Origin of the sequence: Segatella copri, assembly GCF_015074785.1 — a bacterium.
Lineage (GTDB): Bacteria > Bacteroidota > Bacteroidia > Bacteroidales > Bacteroidaceae > Prevotella.
The window spans coordinates 2,142,344-2,166,934 of record NZ_CP042464.1 but is presented as its reverse complement, the minus strand read 5'-3'; the positions used below and the strand labels follow the sequence as shown (position 1 = coordinate 2,166,934).

At 45.3% G+C, this 24,591-nt stretch carries 14 protein-coding genes, 1 pseudogene and 1 CRISPR repeat array (1 of these 16 running past the window's edge); of the genes and pseudogenes, 4 read left to right on the top strand and 11 right to left on the bottom strand.

Annotated features, from left to right (window positions below; translation table 11 throughout):
• Window positions 1-633: direct repeats of the CRISPR family, unit length 32 nt; unit sequence GTCACACCCTTCGTGGGTGTGTGGATTGAAAC (it extends 1,510 nt beyond the left edge of the window).
• A 652-nt stretch (window positions 634-1,285) separates the two neighbouring features.
• The 3 genes from FO447_RS09310 to FO447_RS09300 form a co-directional block, all read right to left on the bottom strand.
• Entirely contained in the window at window positions 1,286-3,367 is a 2,082-nt protein-coding gene (locus FO447_RS09310) for a VapE domain-containing protein (protein ID WP_200756118.1), read from the bottom strand.
• Window positions 3,368-3,601: 234 nt separating this feature from the next.
• Entirely contained in the window at window positions 3,602-4,048 is a 447-nt protein-coding gene (locus FO447_RS09305; RefSeq protein WP_118141019.1) for a DUF6078 family protein, read from the bottom strand.
• A gap of 362 nt (window positions 4,049-4,410) precedes the next feature.
• Window positions 4,411-6,108, bottom strand: coding sequence for an ISL3 family transposase (locus tag FO447_RS09300; RefSeq protein ID WP_200756117.1), 1,698 nt, complete (start codon window positions 6,106-6,108; stop codon window positions 4,411-4,413).
• Between the two features lie 284 nt (window positions 6,109-6,392).
• Between FO447_RS09300 and FO447_RS09295 the strand changes: the two genes are divergently transcribed.
• The 3 genes from FO447_RS09295 (at window position 6,393) to FO447_RS09285 (ending at window position 8,726) form a co-directional block, all read left to right on the top strand.
• On the top strand, window positions 6,393-7,004 hold the full coding sequence (locus tag FO447_RS09295; RefSeq protein ID WP_234698969.1) for an HAD family hydrolase: 612 nt from the start codon (window positions 6,393-6,395) through the stop codon (window positions 7,002-7,004).
• Between the two features lie 254 nt (window positions 7,005-7,258).
• Window positions 7,259-8,398 (top strand): DUF418 domain-containing protein, encoded by a 1,140-nt coding sequence (locus FO447_RS09290; protein ID WP_118141015.1) that lies wholly within the window; start codon window positions 7,259-7,261, stop codon window positions 8,396-8,398.
• Window positions 8,399-8,495: 97 nt separating this feature from the next.
• Entirely contained in the window at window positions 8,496-8,726 is a 231-nt protein-coding gene (locus tag FO447_RS09285; protein WP_234698968.1) for an HAD-IA family hydrolase, read from the top strand.
• 522 nt (window positions 8,727-9,248) lie between these two features.
• On the opposite strand, the gene FO447_RS09280 is transcribed toward FO447_RS09285, so the two are convergent.
• From FO447_RS09280 to FO447_RS09250, 7 genes and pseudogenes are all read right to left on the bottom strand, one after another.
• Window positions 9,249-10,409: a dicarboxylate/amino acid:cation symporter gene (locus tag FO447_RS09280; RefSeq protein WP_118080185.1), complete on the bottom strand. Its 1,161-nt coding sequence runs from the start codon at window positions 10,407-10,409 to the stop codon at window positions 9,249-9,251.
• An 87-nt stretch (window positions 10,410-10,496) separates the two neighbouring features.
• A complete protein-coding gene (locus FO447_RS09275) occupies window positions 10,497-11,717 on the bottom strand; it encodes an anaerobic sulfatase-maturation protein (protein ID WP_200758535.1) in 1,221 nt (406 codons plus the stop codon).
• A gap of 55 nt (window positions 11,718-11,772) precedes the next feature.
• Window positions 11,773-13,296: an arylsulfatase gene (locus FO447_RS09270; RefSeq protein WP_118141034.1), complete on the bottom strand. Its 1,524-nt coding sequence runs from the start codon at window positions 13,294-13,296 to the stop codon at window positions 11,773-11,775.
• Window positions 13,297-13,321: 25 nt separating this feature from the next.
• On the bottom strand, window positions 13,322-14,968 hold the full coding sequence (locus tag FO447_RS09265; RefSeq protein WP_200758534.1) for a sulfatase family protein: 1,647 nt from the start codon (window positions 14,966-14,968) through the stop codon (window positions 13,322-13,324).
• A 184-nt stretch (window positions 14,969-15,152) separates the two neighbouring features.
• Window positions 15,153-16,979, bottom strand: coding sequence for a RagB/SusD family nutrient uptake outer membrane protein (locus FO447_RS09260; protein WP_117693583.1), 1,827 nt, complete (start codon window positions 16,977-16,979; stop codon window positions 15,153-15,155).
• A 28-nt stretch (window positions 16,980-17,007) separates the two neighbouring features.
• Window positions 17,008-20,007, bottom strand: a complete 3,000-nt coding sequence (locus FO447_RS09255; RefSeq protein ID WP_200756116.1) for a SusC/RagA family TonB-linked outer membrane protein — start codon at window positions 20,005-20,007, stop codon at window positions 17,008-17,010.
• 55 nt (window positions 20,008-20,062) lie between these two features.
• A pseudogene (locus FO447_RS09250) lies at window positions 20,063-21,505 on the bottom strand (alpha-L-fucosidase); the annotation flags it as partial.
• A 161-nt stretch (window positions 21,506-21,666) separates the two neighbouring features.
• Here FO447_RS09250 and FO447_RS09245 point away from each other — a divergent pair.
• Complete coding sequence (locus tag FO447_RS09245) at window positions 21,667-22,956, top strand: IS1380-like element IS612 family transposase (RefSeq protein ID WP_005814044.1); 1,290 nt, start codon at window positions 21,667-21,669, stop codon at window positions 22,954-22,956.
• 187 nt (window positions 22,957-23,143) lie between these two features.
• Here FO447_RS09245 and FO447_RS09240 read toward each other — a convergent pair whose 3' ends face one another.
• The gene (locus FO447_RS09240) at window positions 23,144-24,364 is read right to left on the bottom strand and encodes an ROK family protein (protein WP_200756114.1); all 1,221 of its coding nucleotides are present in this window, start codon (window positions 24,362-24,364) and stop codon (window positions 23,144-23,146) included.
• Between the last annotated feature and the right edge of the window lie 227 nt (window positions 24,365-24,591).

Sequence of the window (24,591 nt, the reverse complement as noted above, 5' to 3'; positions counted from 1 at the left end):
CGTTATCCGTGTCACACCCTTCGTGGGTGTGTGGATTGAAACTTAGTAGGATTGAGTTTTTGGAAACGGCATACAGTCACACCCTTCGTGGGTGTGTGGATTGAAACACGCTTCGGGCGGTAAATTATAAGGCAAACAGATGTCACACCCTTCGTGGGTGTGTGGATTGAAACTCCTAATAGAAGCTGTTCATTATTGCAAAAAACGTCACACCCTTCGTGGGTGTGTGGATTGAAACTCGCAACGTCTGAGCATCGGCACGCATATTGTCGTCACACCCTTCGTGGGTGTGTGGATTGAAACTGGTCAAAATATGTCAAATGATATGCAGCGTTATGTCACACCCTTCGTGGGTGTGTGGATTGAAACAGAATAGTAACGACCCCGATTTTGCTAATCAAGGTCACACCCTTCGTGGGTGTGTGGATTGAAACATAGAAATCCAAACCTAGAAAGGCGGATAGCGAAGTCACACCCTTCGTGGGTGTGTGGATTGAAACTTTGCTAGAGGTTAAAACCACTTATGTAGGTTATGTCACACCCTTCGTGGGTGTGTGGATTGAAACTTTTTATTGCAAGTAATACACAAAGAGTTAAGTAAGTCACACCCTTCGTGGGTGTGTGGATTGAAACAGAAAACAGATTTTATTTTCTGAGCCCACTTGAAAAAGTCATTTTTACGAAAACGTGCCATTGATTGTCAATAAGTTACAATGACAAAAAATATGATTCGGGACTTCTTTAAGTGGACTCAGTTTAGTATTATACAGCAATCTCTAGTTATAAGTGTTCAGAATGTGTCTCCTCCAGCCACAGCATTCGTCTCCTCCGGTCACTGCATTCGATTCCTTCAACTATCGCATTCGTCTCCTCCGGTCACTGCATTCGACTCCTTCAGCTATCGCATTCGTCTCCTTCAGCTATCGCATTCGACTCCTTCAGCCACCGCAGCCGTATGTGTCAACTCAATGAAGTAGATGAACTCGTGAAATGAAGTGGATGAACTCGTGAAATGAAGTGGATGAGTTCGCATAATGAAGTTCATGATTTCTGCATAATAATTAATACATGCGAATGGTAAAGCAAAAAGTGGTTGTTCGGAATTCCGAACAACCACTCTACATGGTGCTGTTTTTCTGTTTTTATTGCCACATCTATCACCAATGCATTTAACTCTCTGATTATAAGTGAATAATGCGTGGCAGTAAGCGGTGTTTCTGTTGCCACCTAATGCCACGCATTGCCACACTCTTTTTATGAGGGAATGAGATGAAAAGTGAGTAGGTTATTTCCTAACTACCAGATACTCAGTACCAAATCTTGTTCTTCGGTTCTTCAAACCTTCAATATTCTGAAGCTCTCTGCCCAATTTCTGTATACTCGAAACCTGGAGAGAGGAGCCGAATTTCTGCTTCAAAATGTCGAAAATGGCGGCTGCCATCAGATATTCGCCCTCTTCCGGGGTACTTGCAGGCTCGAAAACCTGCAGAAAACATTGCTTGATAGGGGAAATCTGTTCAAATTGTCTGTTATGTTGCATGATGATGGCGGTTTCCTTGGCATCGAAATAGGATTTTTCGCCACGCTCCAAAGCTTGCATCGCCTGCGCATAAAGTTGCTCATAGTTCAGTCTGCCACTCACATCGATAGGTCCCGTCAGTTCTACTCCCAGGAAACGGCGGTTGCCGGATGGGTCGGAAAGAATATCAGTCATGTTGCTCGTGGCAATGAAGGAGGCTAGACGAGGAAATTCCTGTACATGACTTCCGTATAGCGGCTTGATTTTCACCGTTGGCAACTGCAGCAGATTCTTCAGAAAACCCTGCTGCACCTGTGGGGAAATCTGATTGAACTCATCGAGATTGATGAGCAGAAATTGTGACATCGCCTGCAATACCTGACGCTTTTCTGAGAGAATCATATTGTCGCTGAAGCCCCACGATAATTCGGTAGGGATGAGACGGCGGCAAAAGGTGCTCTTATTGTAACCTTGCTTGGAAATGAGCAGCGGCATGGTACTGTTGCCATATTGACGGCGATACATGCCGCGCCACTGGTCAACCATTCCCAGAAACCAGGTGTAAAACCAGTCTTCCCAATGAGGATTGTTGGTGGGTACAGTTCGTGCCAGGGCACGGATGCGGTCCTTGCCGTCCCATTTACCCAGACAGTCATAGAGATAGGACTCTATTGGACTGTAGTTTCTGATGCGGTCTGACTCTAGAAAATTCCTTACATCCTTGATGCTTACGTGGATGTCGGCTATCTGAACATCCAGCGTCATGCTTTTCTGCACACGGGCATCCACCGGTCTGAAATCGCCAACCCAGGAATTGTTCGGACGGTATTCGGTATATTTCATCACGGTATTGTAACGGAACAGGTACCGGCTCTCCAGGTATCTGATCATCTGCAGAATTTCGGCACGGCCTTTTCTGCCTGAGGCAGATTTCTCCGTCTTCCTGTCTTTGGAATGGGTATCGTAAGCGGTGCCTACTATCTGGCGGAGTTTCTCTTCTGTCACATGTCCCCAGTTGTTGCGGCGGATATGGATGAAAGCTTCTTCTTCGCTGAGGCCCATGTTGCAGAGCTTGATGGCGATGGCTGAGAAACCGGCAAGGAACCGGTCTTCATCGTTCTGCCATGAGATGTTGGCTTTTTTCATCTCTTCCTTCGTCTCTTCTGCTGCCTTGCGGTAGAGGAATTCATAGTCATCGTATGTCTTTAAATCGTCTACATTCTTAGGGGCTGAGGCTACCTTCTTCATATTTTGGGAGATGCGCATCGCCACAGCCTTGCTGTTATAATAAGGAGAGGCATCCAGCGTAAGCATGAAGTTGGATGCCAATGATGGCTTTTCGGGTTTGATGGCTGCCTGTACCTGCGACTGGTAGAGCGTCTTTACCTGTTCGTAGGCAGACTGGTAGAGTAAGTCGGCGTCGGCTTCTTTTGTCGGGATTTTTCCTTCTTCGTTGCAGATGCTTACGAGTACGATGAGGCTTCTGCCGTCGGCTCCTTCGAAGGCAGCGAAGGTCATCGGCAGCAGACTGACCGTCTTCTTGACGGCATCTTTTTCCTGGTCCGACATGAGGTTGATGAAGTGGAGCATCACCAGCCCGTTTGATTTCTGGAAGACGAGATTGCCGCTTTCATCCTTGTTGAATTCTGCGGCTGGATAAACGTGCTGCCATTCCTTGATGCCTTTGTAGTACTGGTAGTCGGTCTCCATGAGCGGCACACTCATTCTGAAATTGGTGACACTCAGCTTGGCATCATCTTTAGCGATACGCTCCAGAAACCGTTCTACGGTTTTCGAACTGACCATCAACTTGTTCTGCTTGTTGATTCTTGTTATAGTAAACTTCATATTTCTGCTAATTTGTTGATAGGGTGATACTTAGGGCTGCCGATGGTTTTGCCCAGCTTTGCCCAAGGCGTTGGGCAAATGTGCCCGACTATGCCGGGCGCTCGTGCCCGTCGTCTCGGTCATCCGTGCTCATCGTGTTGGTCATCCGTACCCGTGTACATGGGTACGGATACTCATGTACGCGGGTACGAGTGACCATGTACGTGGGTTAAAATCTTTATCGGCGTGCGGCTGTTAATAGTTGACCTCTTCTGCATAGCGGTCGAACCTCATGTTGGTGTATCCATGTTGCTGGCACCATTTCAGCACGTACTGCTGCTGTTCAGGCACGAGTCCTGTCTGTCCTAATTTATAGCGATAGTATGAAGTCTTGCTTCCGAAGTAGGAAGTCATGTGTACTCTGAAACTGGCTTCGTCTTTACGTTTCAGTTCTTCAAGAATATTCGTAAAGCCGTATGCCATTTTCATCATCTGTAGCTGCAGGAAATGTTCGCACTTGTTGTCGTGGTAGGCATCGGGATAGATGGCGTAGCCTTTGGTCTGTTCCGGTTTTTTGTAGGTTACGGACAGATAGTGTGCACATTCCTGAGCCAGTGGACATTGCTGGTTGAAGCAATAGTCCCATGAGTTGTAAGCACTTTCTTTGTTGAAGTAGAGTCTGACTAAATCTGCTTGTGTCATTGGTTTTTGGGTTAAATGTGTGTAAAGTGGTTTCACAGGAGTCGTAAGCTTCTAGGTGGAATCGGCAGGAATTTTTCCTGTTGGTTGCAAAAATACAAAAAAATGTTCGAAACCGCAAGCCTTTTTCTCCACTTTTTTAATGTTTTTCTGCGAAAACAATAAGTATTCCTCTGCTTTTTCGCTGAGAATCCCCCGTTTTTCGCCCGAGTGTGGCAATAGGTGGCAATAGGTGATAATAGAAAATGCCCTTATTGCCACGCTTAAATAGCTAAAAACCAATTGGTTAACTTGAGGTGTGGCAATAGTGGCAATAGTTTTAGAAAAACTTTCTCGGCTCTTCGCAAATTTTGGTGCACATAGTGCTAAAGCTTAAGCGCAACCTTTTTCTCCAACAAGGTGATGGAGGCTCGTCCTGCCATAATTCGTTTTACTGTTTTTATCTTGCATACCGTTCCTTCAAGAATTCCATTGTTCCATTTGCTGGTAATGGAATTCTTGATGGCCTGGTAGTCGTCAAGCAAACCCATGGCAAACTTTTCTATTCCATCCACCCCACATCCAATGGCCATATTTATCCATTTGTATAGTCCCATTTTGTTCTCTCCACTCAATATCCCTTGAAATGTGGAGACAAAGTATTTCAAATCATACATGTTTTTTTGTTGCATGAAAATCTTGACAGATTCCGTCTTTGGTCTTGAATTAAAGTGTACAATTGCGTTCCAAAGATCATGCTCTTCCATTCGTATGCTTTCTTTTGATAGAAATTTCCTCATTCTTTCTTTGTACTCCCCATATTCATTTTTCCATTTCTCCCTCAGAATGGACAGCAACATTTTCATTGCATACTTTTTCCCCGAACCATGAACGCCCTTGACCACACCTGAGTATTCCAAAGTCTTTTTCTCTAAGATTCTATCTGATATGTACTTCACATTTTTATATACCCATAGTTGGCTAGGGTTGAGAAAACTCTCATAAGTTGCATCTAGCAGTTTCTTAATCTCGCAACTGCTATAGCCTGTTTTGTCATGGATATCCTTTATAGAGAGCTCTTGATTTACATGCATTTGAAGACACAACTTCCGCTTAGCCAATGTTTTAGCTTTTTCCACGTCTTTACTCATTGAGTCCAAAGATGCATAAATACCTTGTAGCACCCAGGATTGATCTAAGACTGGAGGTTTGGGACCAATTTCACTTTTGTCCAACAAACGTTTTCTTTCATGCAAGAAGCGGCTTTGGACTTGTGGGAAAAGTGCTTTCGTCAAATTTTCCATAATATGGAATTTGTCTGCGACAACAGTTGCTGCAGGAAGAGCCTTCTTTATAGCCTTGATGTAACACTTGCCCCTATCGAGAGTGATGGTGGACACATGATGATAGAGGCTCAGGACTTCAGCGACCTTTTCGGAGTCTCTAGAATCAATCAATTCCAACACTTGACCAGTGTCATGATTGACGATGGCACTACCATACGAATAGCCTTTCCTTTTAGCAAAATCGTCTATACCAATGTTGGTTGCCGTCCTATCTGAAGCTAGTTTTATATTCTTGAGATGATTGATACATGTGTTGGGGCAGCAATGTATTCCCATATCCGACAATATTCTGGAAGCTGAGACTGATGACATCTGTAAGTGCACTTGGTTCATTAGTCTTGTACAGTCAATGGAAAATCTAGCATACTTGTTGAGCCAATCGGGCTGTTGCTCTGTAAAGAAATGACCATCGGCCTTACAGTGAAATTTACGCATATACAAAATCAGTGTAAAACGTTTTCCACCGAGCGGAGGCATGGTTACTTTCCTTTTTTGCCAGCCACGGGTATGATGTGTCTCGATATGGCAACGATCACAGCAAGCGCAAGTAGACTTGCTTTTTAGCGTCAGTGCCACTTCATCCTCTGTGATGGTATAGTTGATTATAACGAAATTAGCAAAGTGGGGGATGAGGAAAGCAACGAGGTTTTCTCCCACTTCAAAAGCATTTAATTTTAAATCCGTTTGGTTGTTTCCTAAATTTTCTGTACCTTTGCAAATGTTAGCGATTGTCTCCATTGTAAGTCTTATTTTTTGAACACTAATAAACTTACATTTTTTGTCGGACAATCGCTAACATTTTATGTAAAACTTTCTTAAAGAATTCTGCAGTTGGGCATTATGTGCACCAAAATTTGCGAAGAGCCACTTTCTCATACATAGGCATATCCTTCTTTTACTAATAAATGTTATATTCCCACCATTCTTTTCCCTAATCATTTGTTCTCTCCCGAATTTACAGTACTTTTGCAGAAAGTATCTAATTAAAGATTAAAAGTGTGATTTAAAATAAGGTATAGATTATGCAATACAAGAATATCATATTTGATTTAGGTAATGTCCTGGTGAAGCTCAATCCGGAAGGATGCATCGGGGCTTTCAAGGCGATAGGAATGGGGGAACTGGCTAATCCGAATCCTCAGAGTGAAGGGATGAAGCTGATGAGCAAACTGGGTGTGGGAATGATTACCACCGAAGCATTCTGCGATGCAGCCCGTGAGTTGACAGGAGCTGATGTGACGAATGAAGAAATCATCGATGCAGCCAACAAGATGCTGGTGGAGATTCCTGATGAGAAAAAGGAGCGACTCCTGCAGTTGAAGAAGGCTGGTTACCGCCTCTTCCTCTTGAGCAATACCATTGATATACATTGGGATTATTGCGTGGAGCATCTCTTCCCTTATCAGAACCATGGGGTAGAGGATTATTTCGAGCACTGTTTCCTCTCTCAGCGAATGCATCTGGCAAAACCTGATGCCCGTATCTATGAAGAGGTAATCAGGCAGGCGAACATCAATCCCGATGATACTCTCTTCATCGATGATCTGACGGAAAACTGCGAGGCTGCCGAGAAACTGGGCATCCATACCTTCCAGAACGTGAAGCTCGATGATTGGCTTTCACTTCGATTCTGACGGATATGTTAGAATCGAAGCTTTTATTCGTTAAATAATTTTGTGTTAATTTGCATTTTTTCTGATGAATAATCGCAATAACCCCACACTTTTTCTGACGAATATCTGTAGAAGTCCACACTTTTTCTAACGAATAATCAACAAATTCCCACACTTTTTCTGACGAATAACTAAGGAAAAGGCTGATTTATTCGCTTTTTCCAATAAAATGTTATACCTTTGCCAACTCATAATAACTAACAAATAATATCAAAATGAATTTTTACAAGACATTAGGACTGAAAAACAGCCGTATTGACGTGGCTGATGCCTTGAGAGGATTGGCCGTAGCAGGTATTATTCTCTATCACTCTGTGGAGCATTTCAATATGTACGATGGAAGCATAGCGCATGCTTATACGCTGGGGTGTGATGATTGGATGGCAGATGTGCTGGCATTGCTGCTGTCGGGAAAGATGTATGGCATCTTTGCCCTGCTCTTCGGATTAAGCTTCTTTATCATGAATGATAATCAGCAGCAGCGTGGAAATTGCTTTTCGGGTAGATTCGCCTGGCGAATGTTCCTCCTGGCAATGCTCGGTATCGTGAACACCGCCTTCTTCGATGGTGACATCCTTTTTTCCTATGCCATCTATGGACTGGTTCTCATCCCATTGAGTTATTTTCCTACCAAATGGCTCTGGTGGGTGGTTGTCTTTCTCTTTATCCAGCCGATAGAAATTTACTCCCTCATTACCGGATGGCAGGTAGATGCATCGTCGTTGGGAGAGGTGTATGGAAACATGTATCATGGTCATCAGCACGGCACCTTCCTGGAGAATGCCTACAGTAACCTGCGATACGGACAGGTGGCTACCTATTACTGGTGCCTGATGAAGGGAAGACATACGCAGACCATCTGCCTCTTCATACTCGGAATGCTGGTGGGCAGAAAGCGTTGGTTCTACAATGAGAACAACAACCTGGCTTTGTGGAAGAAGGTGCTGGCGGTTTCCATCCTGGTATTGATTGTGGGTGGCATCGCTGATGTGCGCCACATGGAAACATGGAACAATTGGCTTTATCCTATCTACAACTTCTTTATCCTCTCGTTTGTAGTATCAGGATTCGTTTTGTTGTGGTACGGAAAGGAATGGTTCAGAAAGGGATTGTCGTTCCTGCGCCAGTTTGGTAAGATGAGTCTTACCAACTATTTCCTCCAGTCTATCATCGGTTGCGGATTGTTTGCCTATTATGGTTTCAATCTCCAGACAAAGCTTGGCATCACCTACGCCTTTTTTGTGGGTATCGCCATGGTAGTAGTACAATGCCTCTTCTCCAACCTCTGGCTCAAGTATCACTCCCATGGTCCTTTCGAGGGAATTTGGAAGAAGCTGACCTGGATTAAGTTCTAAAACTTTAAGATTTTGAGATAAAAAAAGGTGTGTCATAAATCCATGACACACCTTTTTTATCTCTTATTGATCCTTTCTGAATATTTTATCCACGACAATGGCGATGGCGCCATCGCCGGTTCCATGTCACACTCCTTGCACTGGCGGGGAAGAGAACTGTGTTCCTGATGCCCACATCTATGAGGAGGTAATCAGGCAGGCGAACATCAATCTCGATGAAACCCTCTTCATCGATGATCTGAAGGAAAACTGTGAGGCTGCCGAGAAACTGGGCATCCATACCTTCCAGAACGTGAAGTTCGATGATTGGCTTTCACTTCGATTCTGACTTCTTATCATCTGACAGGAAGCCCTATCTTGTTACACACATAACAAAGCGAGAAAAATGATATATATAAATTATTGCCACAAAAACAACATATCCGATAGCAAAATGTCATTTTTAAGGCTAAAAACAAGTGGTTGACCCATATCAAGAAAGACATATTGCAATGATATTTCTCGGCAAAAGATGCTGTTATTCGATAAAAAAGTGTTAACTTTGCACTCGTGTTTAAGGAATAACAAATAATAAATTTTAAAAAGGTTAATAATTATGATGACTATTTTTACAATGGCTTTCGCCGCAGTTATGTTTTCAGGTATGGTTCTTTGCATGGGCATGTTCTTGAAACACGTAGTAAACTCAATTCCAGAAATGACTAACATGAGCCATTCTGTTAGCTTGAGCAAGTAAGAATAGAACATACGATATACATAATATATATATGTGAATCACTTTAGAAATAGAGAGAGATTTATATAAAGATGAGGGTGTGTCATAAGTCTGTGACACACCCTCTTTTATTTTTTATTTATCCTTTCTGAATATCTTATCCACGACAATAGCAATGGCGCCATCGCCGGTTACATTGCAGGCGGTGCCGAAACTGTCCATCGCAATATAGAGGGCTATCATAAGTGCTTGCATATCGGCATTGAAACCTAAAACTGAGGCTAGCGGACCTAGCGCTGCCATGACGGCTCCTCCCGGAACTCCCGGAGCTGCTACCATGCAGATGGCGAGCACGAAGATGAAGTTGAGGAAGAGGGGGAGATTGCAAGGCATACCATTGATGAGACAGATGGTGAGCGCACAACAGGTAATCTTCATCATTGATCCCGAGAGATGGATGGTGGCACAGAGCGGAATGGTGAAGCCGGCAATGCCATCGGTGACGCCGTTTTTCAAGGTCTGCTTCAGAGTTACCGGAATGGTGGCTGCTGATGATGATGTGCCAAGTGCCGTGAAGTAGGCTGGCAACATGTTGAGCAACAGCTTAAAAGGATTCTTGTGGGACAAGCCGCCAGCCAACAGATATTCGTAAAGTAAGATGACGATATGAAGTACGAGAATCACGAGGATAATCTGTGCAAAGACCAGCAGGATATGGTATGCTTCGCCCGAGAAAGTCATGCCCAGGAAGATGCCGAAGATGTAAAGGGGCAGTAGGGGAATGATGACTTTGGCAATGACACCTGATACGATTTCCTTGAATTCCTGAAAAACGTTCTGCATGGTGCGGCTGCCTTTATGGGCAATGCCCAGTCCGGCGATGAACGAGAAGACGAGGGCACTCATCACATCAACCATGGCTGGTATCTTGATTTCGAAGAAGGGTTTGAGTTCTTCAGCCTTATCTACTGCCACATGGGCAGAATTTGCAATCATGTGTGGGAAGAGTGCCGAACCTGTACCATAGGCAAGCAGACCCGCCAGGATGGTGTCGGCAAAGGCGATGCCCACAGTGGCAAGGAGGAGTTTTCCGGCTCCATGACCGATGTCGGCAATGGCTGGTGTTACGAGACCGATGATGATGAGCGGTATCATAAAGCCCAGAAACTGGCTGAAGATGCCGTTGAAGGTGAGAAACGCTCTGACGGCAGCTTCATTGAAGAAATTGCCGAAGATTACACCCAACAGGATGGCAATGATGATTCTTGCCAAAAGTGGCATTTTGATTCTTTTCATATTCGTAAAATTGCTTTTTGCCTGCAAAGGTACGATATTTCTGACTTTTTTCCAAGTATTTTGCTGTTTTTTTAGAATCTGTCATGCTTACTGTATAACTTTCATGATGTTCGAAGGTGGGCGCTGCGCCATGAGTTCCTGCTTCATATAATCCATGTAGGGCGCTACATGCTGATAATAATGGTAATAACCCAGACAGAGATAGTTGAGCCCGGAATCGCCATACTTATCTTTCATGAAGCGGTTCTTTGGGCATTCTCCATGACAGGCAAACTCCATGTCACACTCCTTGCACTGGCGGGGAAGAGAACTGTGTTTCAGACGGCTGAACTCCTGTTGCTGCTCACCATAAAGCATGTCGATGAGCGAATGGTCACGGATATTGCCCAACTTATACTCCGGAAAAACAAAGTGGTCGCAGGAATAAACATCGCCATTGTGCTCCATCACTCCCGCATGACCGCATTCCTTGGAATAAGCACAGATGCCGGGAGAAATACCCATCCAGTTTGCCAGTGTGCAGTCGAAAATCTCAACGAAGATTTTGCCCACATCCTTCCGGACCCATTCATCGAAAATTGCACAGAGAAAGTAGCCCCACTGCTCCGGCGTAACTGATGCCTCGCTCAGCGGAATCTCATTCTTGTCGGCAAGACTTGCCAGGGTACGGTCATCCTCATGTCGGGTCAGTCGCTCAACGATAGGTGTGAACTGCAGAAACTGACAGCCGTTTTCCTTGAAGAAGCGGTAGAACTCCATCGGATGATTGACATTATAGGCATTTACCACCGCCATCGCATTCCATTCTACCCCGTGTTTCTTCAGCAGTTTGATGCCTTGCATCACCTTCTTCCACGATGGTTTTCCCGCAGCCGTCAGCCGGTAATGGTCATGATCAGGCTGCTGACCATCGATAGAGATGCCTACCAGCCAATGGTTCTGGGCGAAAAACTCGCACCATTCATCGGTCAGCAACGTGCCGTTGGTCTGAATTACGTTGTCGATGCGCCTGCCTCCAGCATACTTTTGCTGTAGGGATAAAGCCTTGCGGTAGAAGTCGATGGAGCGCAGCAGAGGCTCGCCACCATGCCAGGTGAAGAGCACCTGGTTCATGGTTTGCGCCTCAATATATTCTCGGGTAAACTGTTCCAGCATCTCATTGCTCATCAGATGTCGCTGAGCAGTGGGATAGAGCTTGTTCTTCTCCAGATAATAACAGTATTTGCATGCCAGGTTGCAATGGGCACCCGCAGGCTTCAGCATTACATACAGTGGCTTGGCAAAGGAATTTGCTATGTTGTCGTTCATCATTTTTTCTTGAATCTAGTTGTAATCTCTATCTCTCTGTAACCGGGAGATAAAATCAGAACTTAGGCAGCGTAATTTCGAAATCCTTGCTGTCTCGATGCTCCTTTCTGATGGCAGCCAGGAGTTCGGTAAGAATCTTAGGATGTTCTGCCGCCACATTATGGTCTTCGTGGATATCGGAAGCCAGATTATAGAGCCGCGGCTCGCCTTTTACTACCACCAGTTTCCAGTCGCCCTTTCTCACGCCAATCTGGTCGGTTTCGTGAAATTCCCAGTACAGGTAATCGTGATGTTTCTGCTCTGCATCCTTGCCCAGAAGGGTAGGAGCGATAGAGATTCCGTCGAAACCATCACCAGCCAACTTTCTGTTGGTATAACGCTTGGCAAAGTTTCTGATGCCAGCCAAATCGCAGAAAGTAGGCAGCAGGTCGTAAAAGGCAAACTGGGTATCGTTCACCGCTCCTGCCTTGATATGCTCAGGCCACCAGGCGATAAACGGTATGCGGATGCCGCCTTCGTAGCACTGGCGTTTCAGACCTTTCAACTTACCGTCACGACCGAAGAACTCCGGGTCGGCACCACCTTCTTCATGTGGTCCGTTATCTGAAGTAAAGATGACAATGGTGTTCCTGTCGAGTCCCTTCTCCTTCAGCTTGGCGAAGATTTCGCCCACATACTGGTCTAGTCGGGTAATCATTCCGGCAAACTGTGCGTGGGTATGAATCGCAGCGTTGTATCTCGAATCTTCCCATCCGCCCCAGGTTTTATCGGTAAAGAACTGTTTCTGGTAATTCTCTAGAATAGAGTCTTCCGGCTGGGCAAGTTCGGCATGCGGCAGGGTATAGGTAAGGAATCCTACGAAAGGATGTTCCTTATCCTGTCTGTCTATCCATTCCAGTGCCTTGTCGTGGATGATGCGGGCAGAATACTGTTTGCGCTTGAAATAATCCTTGCCGAACATCGGATGCTGGATGTTCTGTTCCATTACCTCTCTTACCACCGCTGTATCTCCCATTGCACGACTGTAGCGGTTCAGGAAGTTAGGATAATAGAGATGAGCCTGAAACTGGCAGATATAGCCATAGAATTCGTCCACGCCACGCTTGTCGGGAGTAGAAACCGAACCCTCATATCCGCCAGCCCATTTCCCGAATACACCGGTTCTGTATCCTTTGTCCTTCATGATTTCGGGCAGAATCTTATGCTGCGGGTCGTAAGGTTCCTGTCCTACGACAGAATACTCCTCGTTGTTGCCATATTTTACCATTGGCACACCTCTCCAGTATTCCTTGTTTCCACGCACATGTGTATGTCCCGTATGCTGACCCGTCATGAGGGTAGCTCTCGACGGAGCCGAGACGGGAGAACCGGCATAAGCCTGGGTGAATCTCATTCCCTCCTGTGCCATCCGGTCTATATTAGGCGTGTGGATATAAGGTTGGCCGTAACAAGCCAGATCGCCATATCCCATGTCGTCACACAGTATGAAGAGAATGTTGGGCGGGGTGTTCTGTTTTGCACAGAGCAGGGTAGGAAGACACGCCAAACCTACCCCTGTAAGCCATATTGTCTTGTTCATATCAATATTATTTTGTTCGGTTCCTTTACTCATCTACCTTCAGATTTCTGCGATAGGTAGCGAGGAGTTTCTTCATTTCCTTTTCTACCTTCTGCATGCCAGGCTTGCCGTAGAGGTTGTGCAGCTCGTTCGGATCAACCTGGATATCATACAACTCGTAGTAGTCAATATCGGCATCATTGGTGATGTAGTTGATGGATTTGAGATATTCGAAACACCAGTTTTCTGAAGTTCCCGGTTGGCACTGATACTTGTTTTCTGGAACGGCTCTTTCGCCACCCTTGCCGTAGAAATGAATCAGTTTGTAGCGCTCGGTTCTCACACCATCGTGCTTGCGTACCAGATGATAATTAGGGTAGTCATAATAATGGTAATACAGACTCTTACGCCATTTTCTTACAGGCTGTCCGGCAAACAATGGTTGGAGCGAAGTGCCCGGCATATAGGCAGGCTTCTTCAAGCCCGCCAGGTCGAGGAAGGTAGGAGCAAAGTCGATGTTCTGTACCATCTGGTTGCACTCGCTCTTAGGCTGGATATGCTTAGGATAGCTGATGATGAGCGGTGTATGGAATGATTCCTCATACATGAAACGCTTGTCAAACCAGCCGTGTTCGCCCATGTAGAATCCCTGGTCGGAGGTGTATACGATGATGGTATTATCCGTGAGATGATGCTCATCGAGATAAGTCAGAAGTCGGCCTACACTCTCATCCACCGAAGCAATCACTGCCATATAGTCGCGGATATAGTTCTGGTATTTCCATTCTACCAGTTCCTTACCCGTGAGGTTCTTGCTCAGGAATTCTCTGTTTCTCGGCATGTAATAGGCATCAATAGCCTCGCGCTGCTGCGGTGTCATGCGGTTCATCTCCCCCATGAGTCCGGCATACGAGTCTCTGCCTTCCGGTGTGGAAGGGTCGTACATTTCGGGCACTTTCAGGTCGCGTACCATTTCCATATATTCACCGATAGTCATCTTCTGGGTGGATGCAGCCGAGCCTCGGGTCGCATAGTCGTCCCAGAAGGTTTCAGGTAGCGGGAAGTTTATTTTGCCGTATTTCCCAACATACTTGGTGCTAGGCATCCACAGACGGTGGGGTGCCTTATGATGAACCAGCAGACAGAATGGCTTGTTTCTGTCTCTTTGGTCGAGGTATTCGATGGCATGGTCTGTGATGAGGTCGGTGGCATATCCCATTTCCTGCTTGTATTCTCCGTAATGGTCTGTTGATGCGAAGGTTGGGTTGTAATATTGTCCCTGGTCGTTGAGGATGTGATAGAAATCGAAACCTTTAGGGCGGCATGACATGTGCCATTTTCCCACTACTGCCGTCTCATAGCCTGCCTTCTGCAGCATTTCAGAGAAGAAGGTTTTGGTGGAATCGATGCCCTCTGCCAGCATGCGCTGTCCGTTCTGATGACTGTAGAGGCCGGTCATCAGGCAGGCACGGCTTGGTGTAGAAAGCGAGTTTTCAACGAAAGCCTCGTTGAATTTCATTCCCCTTTCTGCAAGTCGGTCGATATTTGGGGTAGGCGCCAGTTGGGAGATGGCACTGCCGTAGGCGCTGATAGCCTGTATGGCGTGGTCATCGCACATGATATACAGGATGTTTGGTTTTTCGCCTGTATTCTGGGCGAAGAGAGATAGCGGCAAGGCTTGAAGGGCAGCCATCGCCAGCAAAGATCGGTTGAAAGATAGATAATTATTAGCCATAATGTTTAAAATATTTATCAAAACAACAAAAAGAGGGATGCCAACTCACTTGGCATTCCCTCTTGATGTTTTAACATGAGTCATACTACCTGAAAAGTAGACAAGTCATGTGACTAGCTTATGAATTGATTACTTAAAAAGTTTATTTCTTCAAGTTTGGGTTCTTCTCACCATCGGTTGTTGGATATGGACAGTAAATTCTATCCTCTGACCAAGGACCAGTAACTGTAACGCTTTCCTGAGCGGTATATTCCTTGTCACCCTTCTTAGAGATAACTACAGGAGCATTGGTAACGCGATACTCGAAGTTCTTCTTGAGCTCGTCCATACGGAGCTCATCTGAACGGCGGGTAACCATAGATACCCAGTTACCTGCAACTTCCCATCCGTGTTCGATGTAGCAAGCCTCAGCAAGCTGGGCAGCGCTCATGTTGTCGATCTTTACGGTAGTTCCGTCGCCAAGTGTCACATTTTCAACATCTGTTACGGCACGGCTGCGAACCAGCTTCAAGCATTTCTTAGCTTCTGTCAAGTCAGAGAGGCCTGCACGGGCAGCACTCTCAGCATACCAGAGGAGCACCTCAGAATAGCGGATGAGGTTATGACGGCGGTCATTAACCATACCACTATAGTTAGGTTTCATACAATCGTATGGTTGTCTGAGCATACCACCTTTCTCATCACAGTTTACAGTGAAGATAGTGAACATTGGGTGATATTCTTTGACACACTTCTTACCCTTCTCAAACAAGAGCTTTTCGTATTTTCCGTTAACTTTTCTGACGGTCTTCTTTTCACTATCCTTCTCTTTTTCGATTTTTTCATCCAGACCCTTAATCTGCTTCTCGAGTTCTTTAGCATCAGTCTTCATTGTAATAGGAACCCAAAGATCTTCAGTAGGAATATCCCACCAATTACAATCTGCAGTGATTACAGTACCATCCTGGAATGTAATTCTTTTTGCGTAGATGGCATTCTTACGAGGTCCTTCTGGATATCTCTTCCAGAAAGCAATCTCACCCCAGGCGTCACCCCAGCCACCATCACCGAGGCTTTCGAAACGGCAGCAAGAAGAAAGCTGTGAGTCATGATCCCACCAACCCTTGGCATCATTGTTGATACCGAGTAAGGTCTCCTTGTTGTAGTTGTTACCCATAGAGTAAACATCCTTCCAGTCTGGGTTCAAGATGAAGCCATAAGTATGGTTGTTGTCAATGACATCTTTTGCCTGCTCTGCAGCGAGCTTGTAGTATTCTGTGCCCTTATTGAGAGGGTAGCCTGCCATAGACATATAAACTGCAGCCAATGTTGACTGTGCAGCCTGCTTGGTAACCCAAACATCTACATCAAACAAGCGAGCTGGCTCATAATCGTACTTGGTAGGAAGTTCGTTGATGGCATCCTTCAAGTCCTTAACGATCATTTCGTAAACTTCTGCAATTTCTGCAGGCTGAGCATCCAACTGGTTAATGTCTGTATTTGTGATGATAGGTATTTTACCGAATACACGTACCAGATAGAAGTAAGAATATGCACGCCAATAGTGTGCATTACCAAAGGCTACGTTCTTCTTTTCCTGTGAGCCATTCACATTTCCTGCTCCATTTACAATCAGGTTAGCAGCCTTGATCACAGAATAATGCAGATTCCATGCATCTGTTACACCCTTGTTGGCACCCTCAGATGCAAAAGCATCAAGAGCCGCACAAGCCTGCTTGTTTGAACCAGGGTTGGCTGTGATATCATCACCCTGCCACTGTGGGTACATAGGGTTGGTCCAGCTCTGTGTCTGGTTGATTCTTTCGTACAAAGCGTTAACACTTGCAGTAAGGTCATCTTCTGTAAGGAAGAACTTCTCTGGGGTTAACTGTCCCTTAGGATCCTCATCCAAGAAATCGCCACAAGACGAGAAAGTAACCAAGGATGCTGCCATGAGACAACCAATGTATAATAATTTCTTAGTTTTCATAATTATTACAGTTTTTAGATTGTTGAAATTAGAAGGTTACACGAACACCCATTGTGATGGTACGAGGATTAGGATAAGCACCCATATCCAAACCATTATCACGGTCTATATTCTTTTCGCCGAATGAAGCACCTGCTGGGTCAATACCCTTATAGCCTGTGATGGTGAAGAGGTTCTGAGCTGAGAGTGAGAGACGAATGTCTGCCAACTTGGTTACGCTACGTGGGAATGTGTAAGCAACACTGATATTCTCGCAGCGGAAGTAGTCTGCATTCTCGAGCCACTTGTCTGAGTTACCATAGGTCTTGTTTTCAGCACCTGGAGTTGGCATGGTGATACCTATATTACTGAAGTAATCCTTATCAGTTACGAACATAGAAGCACCAACCATTGAGTTCATTGCAAAACGTACCATATTCAATCGCTTAGCACCGAAGGCTGCATTGCAGAATACGTTGAAGTCCCAGTTCTTATAGGTTATGGTGTTGTTCCAGCCTAATGTAACGTCTGGATTTGAATGACCTAATATGAAGCGATCCTTAGAAGCGTCTGGATCTGCTGTCTTGTTGCCGTCTGCAGTGTAATACATATCAACATATTCTCCCTTGTCATTCTTTTCTACACCAGCCCACTTGAAGCCGTAGAATGTACCGATAGCCTCACCTTCCTTGATGATAGTACATGGGTCAACAGTACCAGGAGAAGGAGTCTGACCGTAAATAATAGGATCTGAAGCTGTCATCTTGGTTACCTTGTTCTTCAGGTAGCTGACATTCAGAGTTGTTGACCATGTCCAATCCTTAGTCTGAATAATCTGACCATTGATGGTTGCCTCAATACCCTTGTTGTTTACTTCACCTGCGTTTACCCAATATGTGGTACCGCCTATGTAACCTGGAGATGATGTCTCTAAGAGAGCATCCTTGGTAGTCTTGTTGAAGTAGTCGAAGCTAACGTTCAAACGGTTGCCGAAGAAACCGAAGTCAACACCGAGGTCGAACTGGTGTACTTTCTCCCATGTCAAGTCTGGTGTAGCAAGACCATTTGCCCAGTAACCTGTGTAAGATAGGTTTGTACCATATGAGAAATCTGTAGTTTTCAACAATCCAAGGGTAGAATAAGGATTGATGTCCTGATTACCGATGACACCATAGCTGGCACGGATCTTCATGTATTCTACAGCATTCTTAATAGGCTCCCAGAACTTTTCATTAGAAACAGTCCAAGCACCTGCGATAGATGGGAAGTAACCCCACTTCTTGTTGGTGAAACGGCTGGAACCATCGGCACGGAGAGTACCTGTCAACATGTAGCGGTCGGCATAGTTGTACATTACGCGAGCTACACCAGAGAGCATGGTCCACTTGCTATAGCCGTTGGTAGGAGTCTTAGATGTAGCATCTGCTACGTTCCAGTAGCCCACCTGTTCGTGGATAATACCTGTACCAGTCATACCCATACGGCGAACCTCATTAGAGGTAACTTCCCATACACCTGTTGCGGTCAAAGAGTGCTCACCCCACTTGTTGTTATAGGTCAAGTTGTTGGTTGACTGCAAAGCGGTAACTGTTGCATCGTTGTTGCCCATTGAGTTACCAGAGGTATTCACCTTGCTTGATGTGAAATTGTACCACTTGTAATCATTATAGTCGATACCATTGGTTGTGGTGAATGTCAGGCCCTTGAGAAGGTTGAACTTCAAGTCAACGTGACCAGTTACCATCGTGCGCTTACGGTCGTATTCACCACCATGGAGAATACCATAAGGGTTGTTCTGGATATTGTTGTTGGTATCTTTAATATAATTGCCATTTGCATCCATCATCTCCATGGTAGGAGAGTAGTTCAAACCTACCCAAATAGGGTTAGATTGGTTCTGAAGAAAATCAGCACCTGAGTTGTCGGTCTGAGCGAGGTTGATATCGGTGGTCATTTCCAACCAGTCGAATATCTTGTTGTGCATGTTAGCCTTGATAGCGTATCGCTTAGAGCTGGTATCTGTGATAACACCCTTCTGGTCCATATAGTTGGCAGAGAAGTAAGTCTGAGTTTTATCATTACCCTGAGAAACTGCTACCTTATAGTTCTGAGTGATACCTGTACGGAGCAGTTCGTCCATCCAGTCGATACCTGGCTTGGTGCCGTCAAGATAATCCTGCATAGCACCCTGAGATACACCCTTGTAATCAATCAAAGCCTGTGCATATTCTTTGGTTCCCATTACCTCAGGAATGTGGTAAGCGTTAGAGATACCGAAACTTGCATCGAATGTTACCTGTGTAGCACCAGCCTTACCGCTCTTGGTCTGTACCATAACTACACCATTGGCACCGCGGGCACCATAGATGGCTGTAGAAGAAGCGTCCTTCAATACCTGGATGCTCTGGATATCTTCAGGGCTGATACCCTCAAGACCTGTCTCGCGAACGATACCATCTACTACGTAGAGAGGGTCGTTGCTCTTGTTTACGGAACTGGTACCACGTACACGAATCTTCATGGCTCCACCAGGAACACCGCTTGACATTACCTGCACACCAGACATACGTCCGTTGAGGGCATCCTCAACACGTGCAACAGGCTGGTCCTTGAAATTCTTGCTGTCCAAAACTGCCACAGAACCTGCCAAGTCAGCCTTCTTTACTGTACCGTAACCGATGACTACGGTCTCTTCAAGCATGTTGGCATCATCCTGCAAAGTGATGTTGAGCGGACTACCGCTCCATGTGAGGGTCTGTGATTTGTAACCCACATAAGTGATGATAAGTTTGGCACCCTTTTCGATGTTGCTGAGGGTGAAGTTACCATCCAGGTCAGTTACGGTTCCACCGGTCTTACCTTCGATTCTGATGGTTGCGCCGATGATAGGTTCTCCGGTAGCGTCTTTAACAGTACCTGTACATGAGTTTTGCTGCTGGGTAGCTGTAGCAATGGTAGAATTGCTTTGAGCAGCCAATGCAGAAACAGTGCAAAGAGGTGACATCGCACCTAAAAGCGCTGCAAAATACAAATTTGCTCTTTTGTTCATAGGGCTATTATTTATTGTTAGTTATAAAATTTTTCGTACTTCTTTCTAGTTATTAGAATGCTGAAACAGAGTTTATACAAGGGCATCCCTTTGCATCGTCGATTACGATGCGGATGCCACTTGTACTAATCTTATCGAAGCGAAGTATTCGCTTGTAGCCGATAGTGGTAGTCTCTTCCTTAGGGTCGAGCCTTACCCAGTTTTTGCCTTGTCGGTAATAGATTGAGAAGGCTTTTACGCGCTGCCCCAGAGGTATGTATTCCTGGAGCATGAGGCGTGTGATAGATTTCGGTTTTCCGAGTTGAAACTCGATATAGGCATCTTTTTTCTTTTTAGAAGCCCAGAAGGTATCATATTGGCCGTCTGTGATATTCTTGCCAATGTGCTTGCCTTGCTGGCTGTCTACTTTAGGTGTGATGCCTTTCAGTAGATTGACAGATAATTCTTGTCGGATTTTCTTGTGGAAGTTTACTGCATTTGCAGAGTCGATAGGGTGGATGAGTCCATCCTTGTCTACCGGGAAGTTGAGTAACATGGTAGCGTTGTGTCCTACACTCTTGTAATAGAGATTGCACAGGTCTTCAACGGTTTTTACCTTACTGTCTTCTTTCTCATGGTAGAACCATCCCGGACGGATAGATACATCGCACTCAGCTGGTGTCCACTGGTCGCCGTCTTCCCATCCAAACTGCAACTGTTTGTAGTCTTTGAAGCCAGGATAGACGGTGTTGGATGGTATTGTAGACCAGCAGGTCTCGCCTGCAAATCCATTTTCATTTCCTACCCATCGGCATCCCGGTCCGCCATCACCGAAAATAGTGGCATTGGGTTGTAAACTGTCAACAATTTCGAAAATTCTAGGAAAATTGTAGTAGTTCCTTCTGTCGATGGTTCTGCTTTCTTCGGCGCCTCCGTACCAGCCGTCTCCTCCGTTGGCTCCGTCAAACCATACTTCGAAAAGTTCGCCGTAGTTGCTCAGAAGTTCCTTGAGCTGGCGCTGGTAGAGCTTCAGGTAGTTGGGAGAACCGTAGCTTGCCTGGTGTCTGTCCCAAGGCGAGAGGTAAACTCCGAATTTCAAACCGTATTTCTTGCATGCTTGGGAGAGTTCTCCTACCACATCACCTTCACCATTCTTATAAGGTGTGTTGCGGATGCAGTAATCTGTGGTGCGTGTAGGCCAGAGACAGAAGCCGTCGTGATGTTTGGCAGTAATGATGACTCCTTTCATGCCCGCAGCAACCAGGGTTCTTGCCCATTGTTCGCAATCCAGTTTCTTAGGATTGAAGGTCTTTACATCCGAATTTCCGTATCCCCATTCCTTATCATTGAAGGTGTTGAGGCCGAAATGGATAAAAGCATAGGTTTCCAGTTTCTGCCATGCCACCTGCTTGGCGGTTGGCACAGGTTGGATGGGGTCTACCTGGCTGTAGTTGCGCTGGGCGGCAGCTGTTATGGCTGCCAGCCCCAGGCATAGTGCAACAAGAAGAGACTTCTTCATACTTAAAATAGGTTTTGTATTGGTCCTTAATTCCGCAACACTATAATTTAACTTTATTTATAAGTTCCTGAGCAACAAAAAGTTGCCCAGGATTTTGCCATGTCAGAATTTTCACTTATCTTAGTGTTGCAAAAAGAAAACAAGCAAAACTCTAATATGACATGGCAAAAATACAAATTAAATCTGAGAAACTCACACCTTTTGGAGGAATTTTTTCAATCATGGAGAAATTTGACTCCATGCTTTCACCCGTTATCGACTCAACACTGGGTCAGAGATGCAGCAGTATCTTCGGATATCAGTTCAGCGAGATAGTCCGTTCGCTGATGAGCGTTTATTTCTGTGGCGGCTCATGCGTGGAAGATGTAACGTCACAACTGATGCGCCATCTCTCGTATCATCCTACCCTTCGTACATGCAGCTCTGATACCATCCTCAGAGCCATCAAGGAACTGACACAGGAAAACATCTCCTATACTTCCGACCAAGGCAAGACCTATGATTTCAATACTGCAGACAAACTCAACACATTGCTTATAAACGCTTTGGTTTCTACAGGCGAGTTGAAGGAAATTGAGGAATACGATGTTGACTTTGACCATCAGTTCCTTGAAACGGAGAAGTATGATGCAAAACCGACCTACAAAAAGTTCCTCGGCTACAGGCCTGGCGTATATGTTATCGGTGACAAGATAGTCTATATCGAGAACAGCGATGGTAACACGAATGTGCGTTTTCATCAGGCAGACACCCATAAGAGATTCTTCGCTCTTCTGGAATCCCAGAACATCCGTGTAAATCGCTTCAGGGCAGACTGCGGTTCCTGCTCGAAGGAAATCGTCAGTGAGATAGAGAAGCATTGCAAACATTTCTACATCCGTGCCAACCGATGCAGTTCGCTCTACAATGACATCTTTGCTCTGAGAGGATGGAAGACGGAGGAGATTAACGGCATCCAGTTCGAACTCAATTCCATTCTCGTTGAGAAATGGGAAGGCAAGTGCTATCGTCTTGTCATCCAGAGACAAAGACGCAACAGTGGCGACCTTGACCTGTGGGAAGGCGAATACACTTACCGTTGTATTCTGACCAACGATTACAAGTCATCGACAAGGGACATTGTTGAATTCTACAATCTGCGTGGCGGCAAGGAACGTATCTTTGACGACATGAACAACGGATTCGGTTGGAGCAGGCTCCCCAAGTCATTCATGGCGGAGAATACTGTCTTTCTTCTGCTTACTGCATTGATACACAATTTCTACAAGACCATCATGAGCAGGCTTGACACCAAGGCTTTTGGGCTCAAGAAAACGAGTCGCATAAAGGCTTTTGTCTTCAGATTCATCTCCGTACCTGCCAAGTGGATCATGACTGCAAGGCAATACGTGCTGAATATCTACACAGAGAACCGAGCTTATGCAAAACCCTTCAAAACAGAATTCGGATAAGAATCCTTTCTTTCCGGTTTGAATCTGCGTATTACCTCAAGTCGCATCGTGGGGTAAGGGGATGGTGGCTACATATTGATGTTGTGCTGTTGCTTTTTACTGAAAGCTGCTACTAACGACTCATAAATCTACCCTTAATCGTGTATTGGATGATAGTTGCGGATTTTAGGTTGGTTGTTTAAATTCCTTATTTGTCGATGTTCTCATTCAGAAGCCGGTATCTTGCCATCAGACAGGCTCCCGTGATTCCTGCAAGACCTTTCAGACTTGAGGTAACGATTTTAGAATCCTCATTCATGATGTTGAGAGAGAATTTCTTGATACCCATCTTTACCGGTAGCGTGAGGTAGTCGCCTGTAACCGACATTTCACCTCCGATGACCAGCATTTCTGGGTTGAAGATGTTGATGACTCCTGCCAGCTGTTTGCCAAGTTCATCTGCTATGAGCTGCAGTGTGGCAAGGCTCAGTACATCTTCCTTTGCTATGGCGTCCAGAATATCCTGGAGTGATAGGTCTTCATTCTTTTTCAGAACTCTTTCAGAGAGGATGGAAGTCTTTCCTTCCTTTATCTTCTCGATGAGTTTCCTTTTGAGTGCTCTGCCCGAAACTTCTGTTTCTATGCAACCAATCTTGCCGCAGTGGCAGATGATGTTGTTGTTGTAGGCAGTCATGTGACCGAATTCGCCAGAATATCCCGACTTGCCGTAATAGAGTTTGCCGTCGATGATGATTCCGATTCCGATGCCCCAGCATACGTTCACGAAGATGGCGTCTTTCAGGCCTTTGCACTGTCCCTTAATCAACTCAGCGAAAGCCATGCTCCGGGTATCGTTCTCGATACATACAGGTAGCTGTATGAGCTGGGTCAGCTTGTCGGCCAATGATTCTTTCAGGAAGGTGAACATGTTGTAGGCATTTCCCTGTACAGGATTCACGCGCTCAGCCACGTTCACGCAAACTTGAAGTATTTCTTCTCTTGAAACAGGAAGGCTTTCGATAAACTCATTGATGATTCTGCTTATCTCTTCCAGATTTTCAGGAGAGTTCTCATATACGTAAGGCACTCTTGTTTTTTCGGTAATCAGATTGCCTGCGAAGTCGCTTGCTGCAAGTGCCAGGCAGTTCATCTCAGGATTGACGCCGATGAAGTAGCCTGCTGTTGGAATGAGGTCGTAAACCATCGGGATGCGTCCCGAAGAATTGTCTTTCTTTCCAATCTCTCTGGCGAGTCCTTCTTTTATCAACTCGTTGAGGGCACTTGTTGTTGTCGGTAAGCTAACTCCGATAGCCTTCGACATCTCTGGGATGGTGGAGGCTCCGTGAGAGATAAACTGCTCCAGGAGCTTGCCCTGAACTGAGGGCTTTTTGTTTATCTTTCTAAGATATTTTATTAAGTCAGCTTTCATAACTAATATTTTTTAGTTGCAAAGATAAAGCTTTTTCGGATATGTGCAATATTTTTGCTGTTAATAAAACTTAAACGGTAAAAAATAGTATACTTTTCGTCGTTTTCGAACATCCTGTTTCCTCCTATACCTTATTATATATAGAGGGGTTGGATACGTAAGTGCACAAAAGGGGGTCACACTTAATCGGCATCAGAAGCGAGCGAAGTGCAGGTATTTCGGCCATA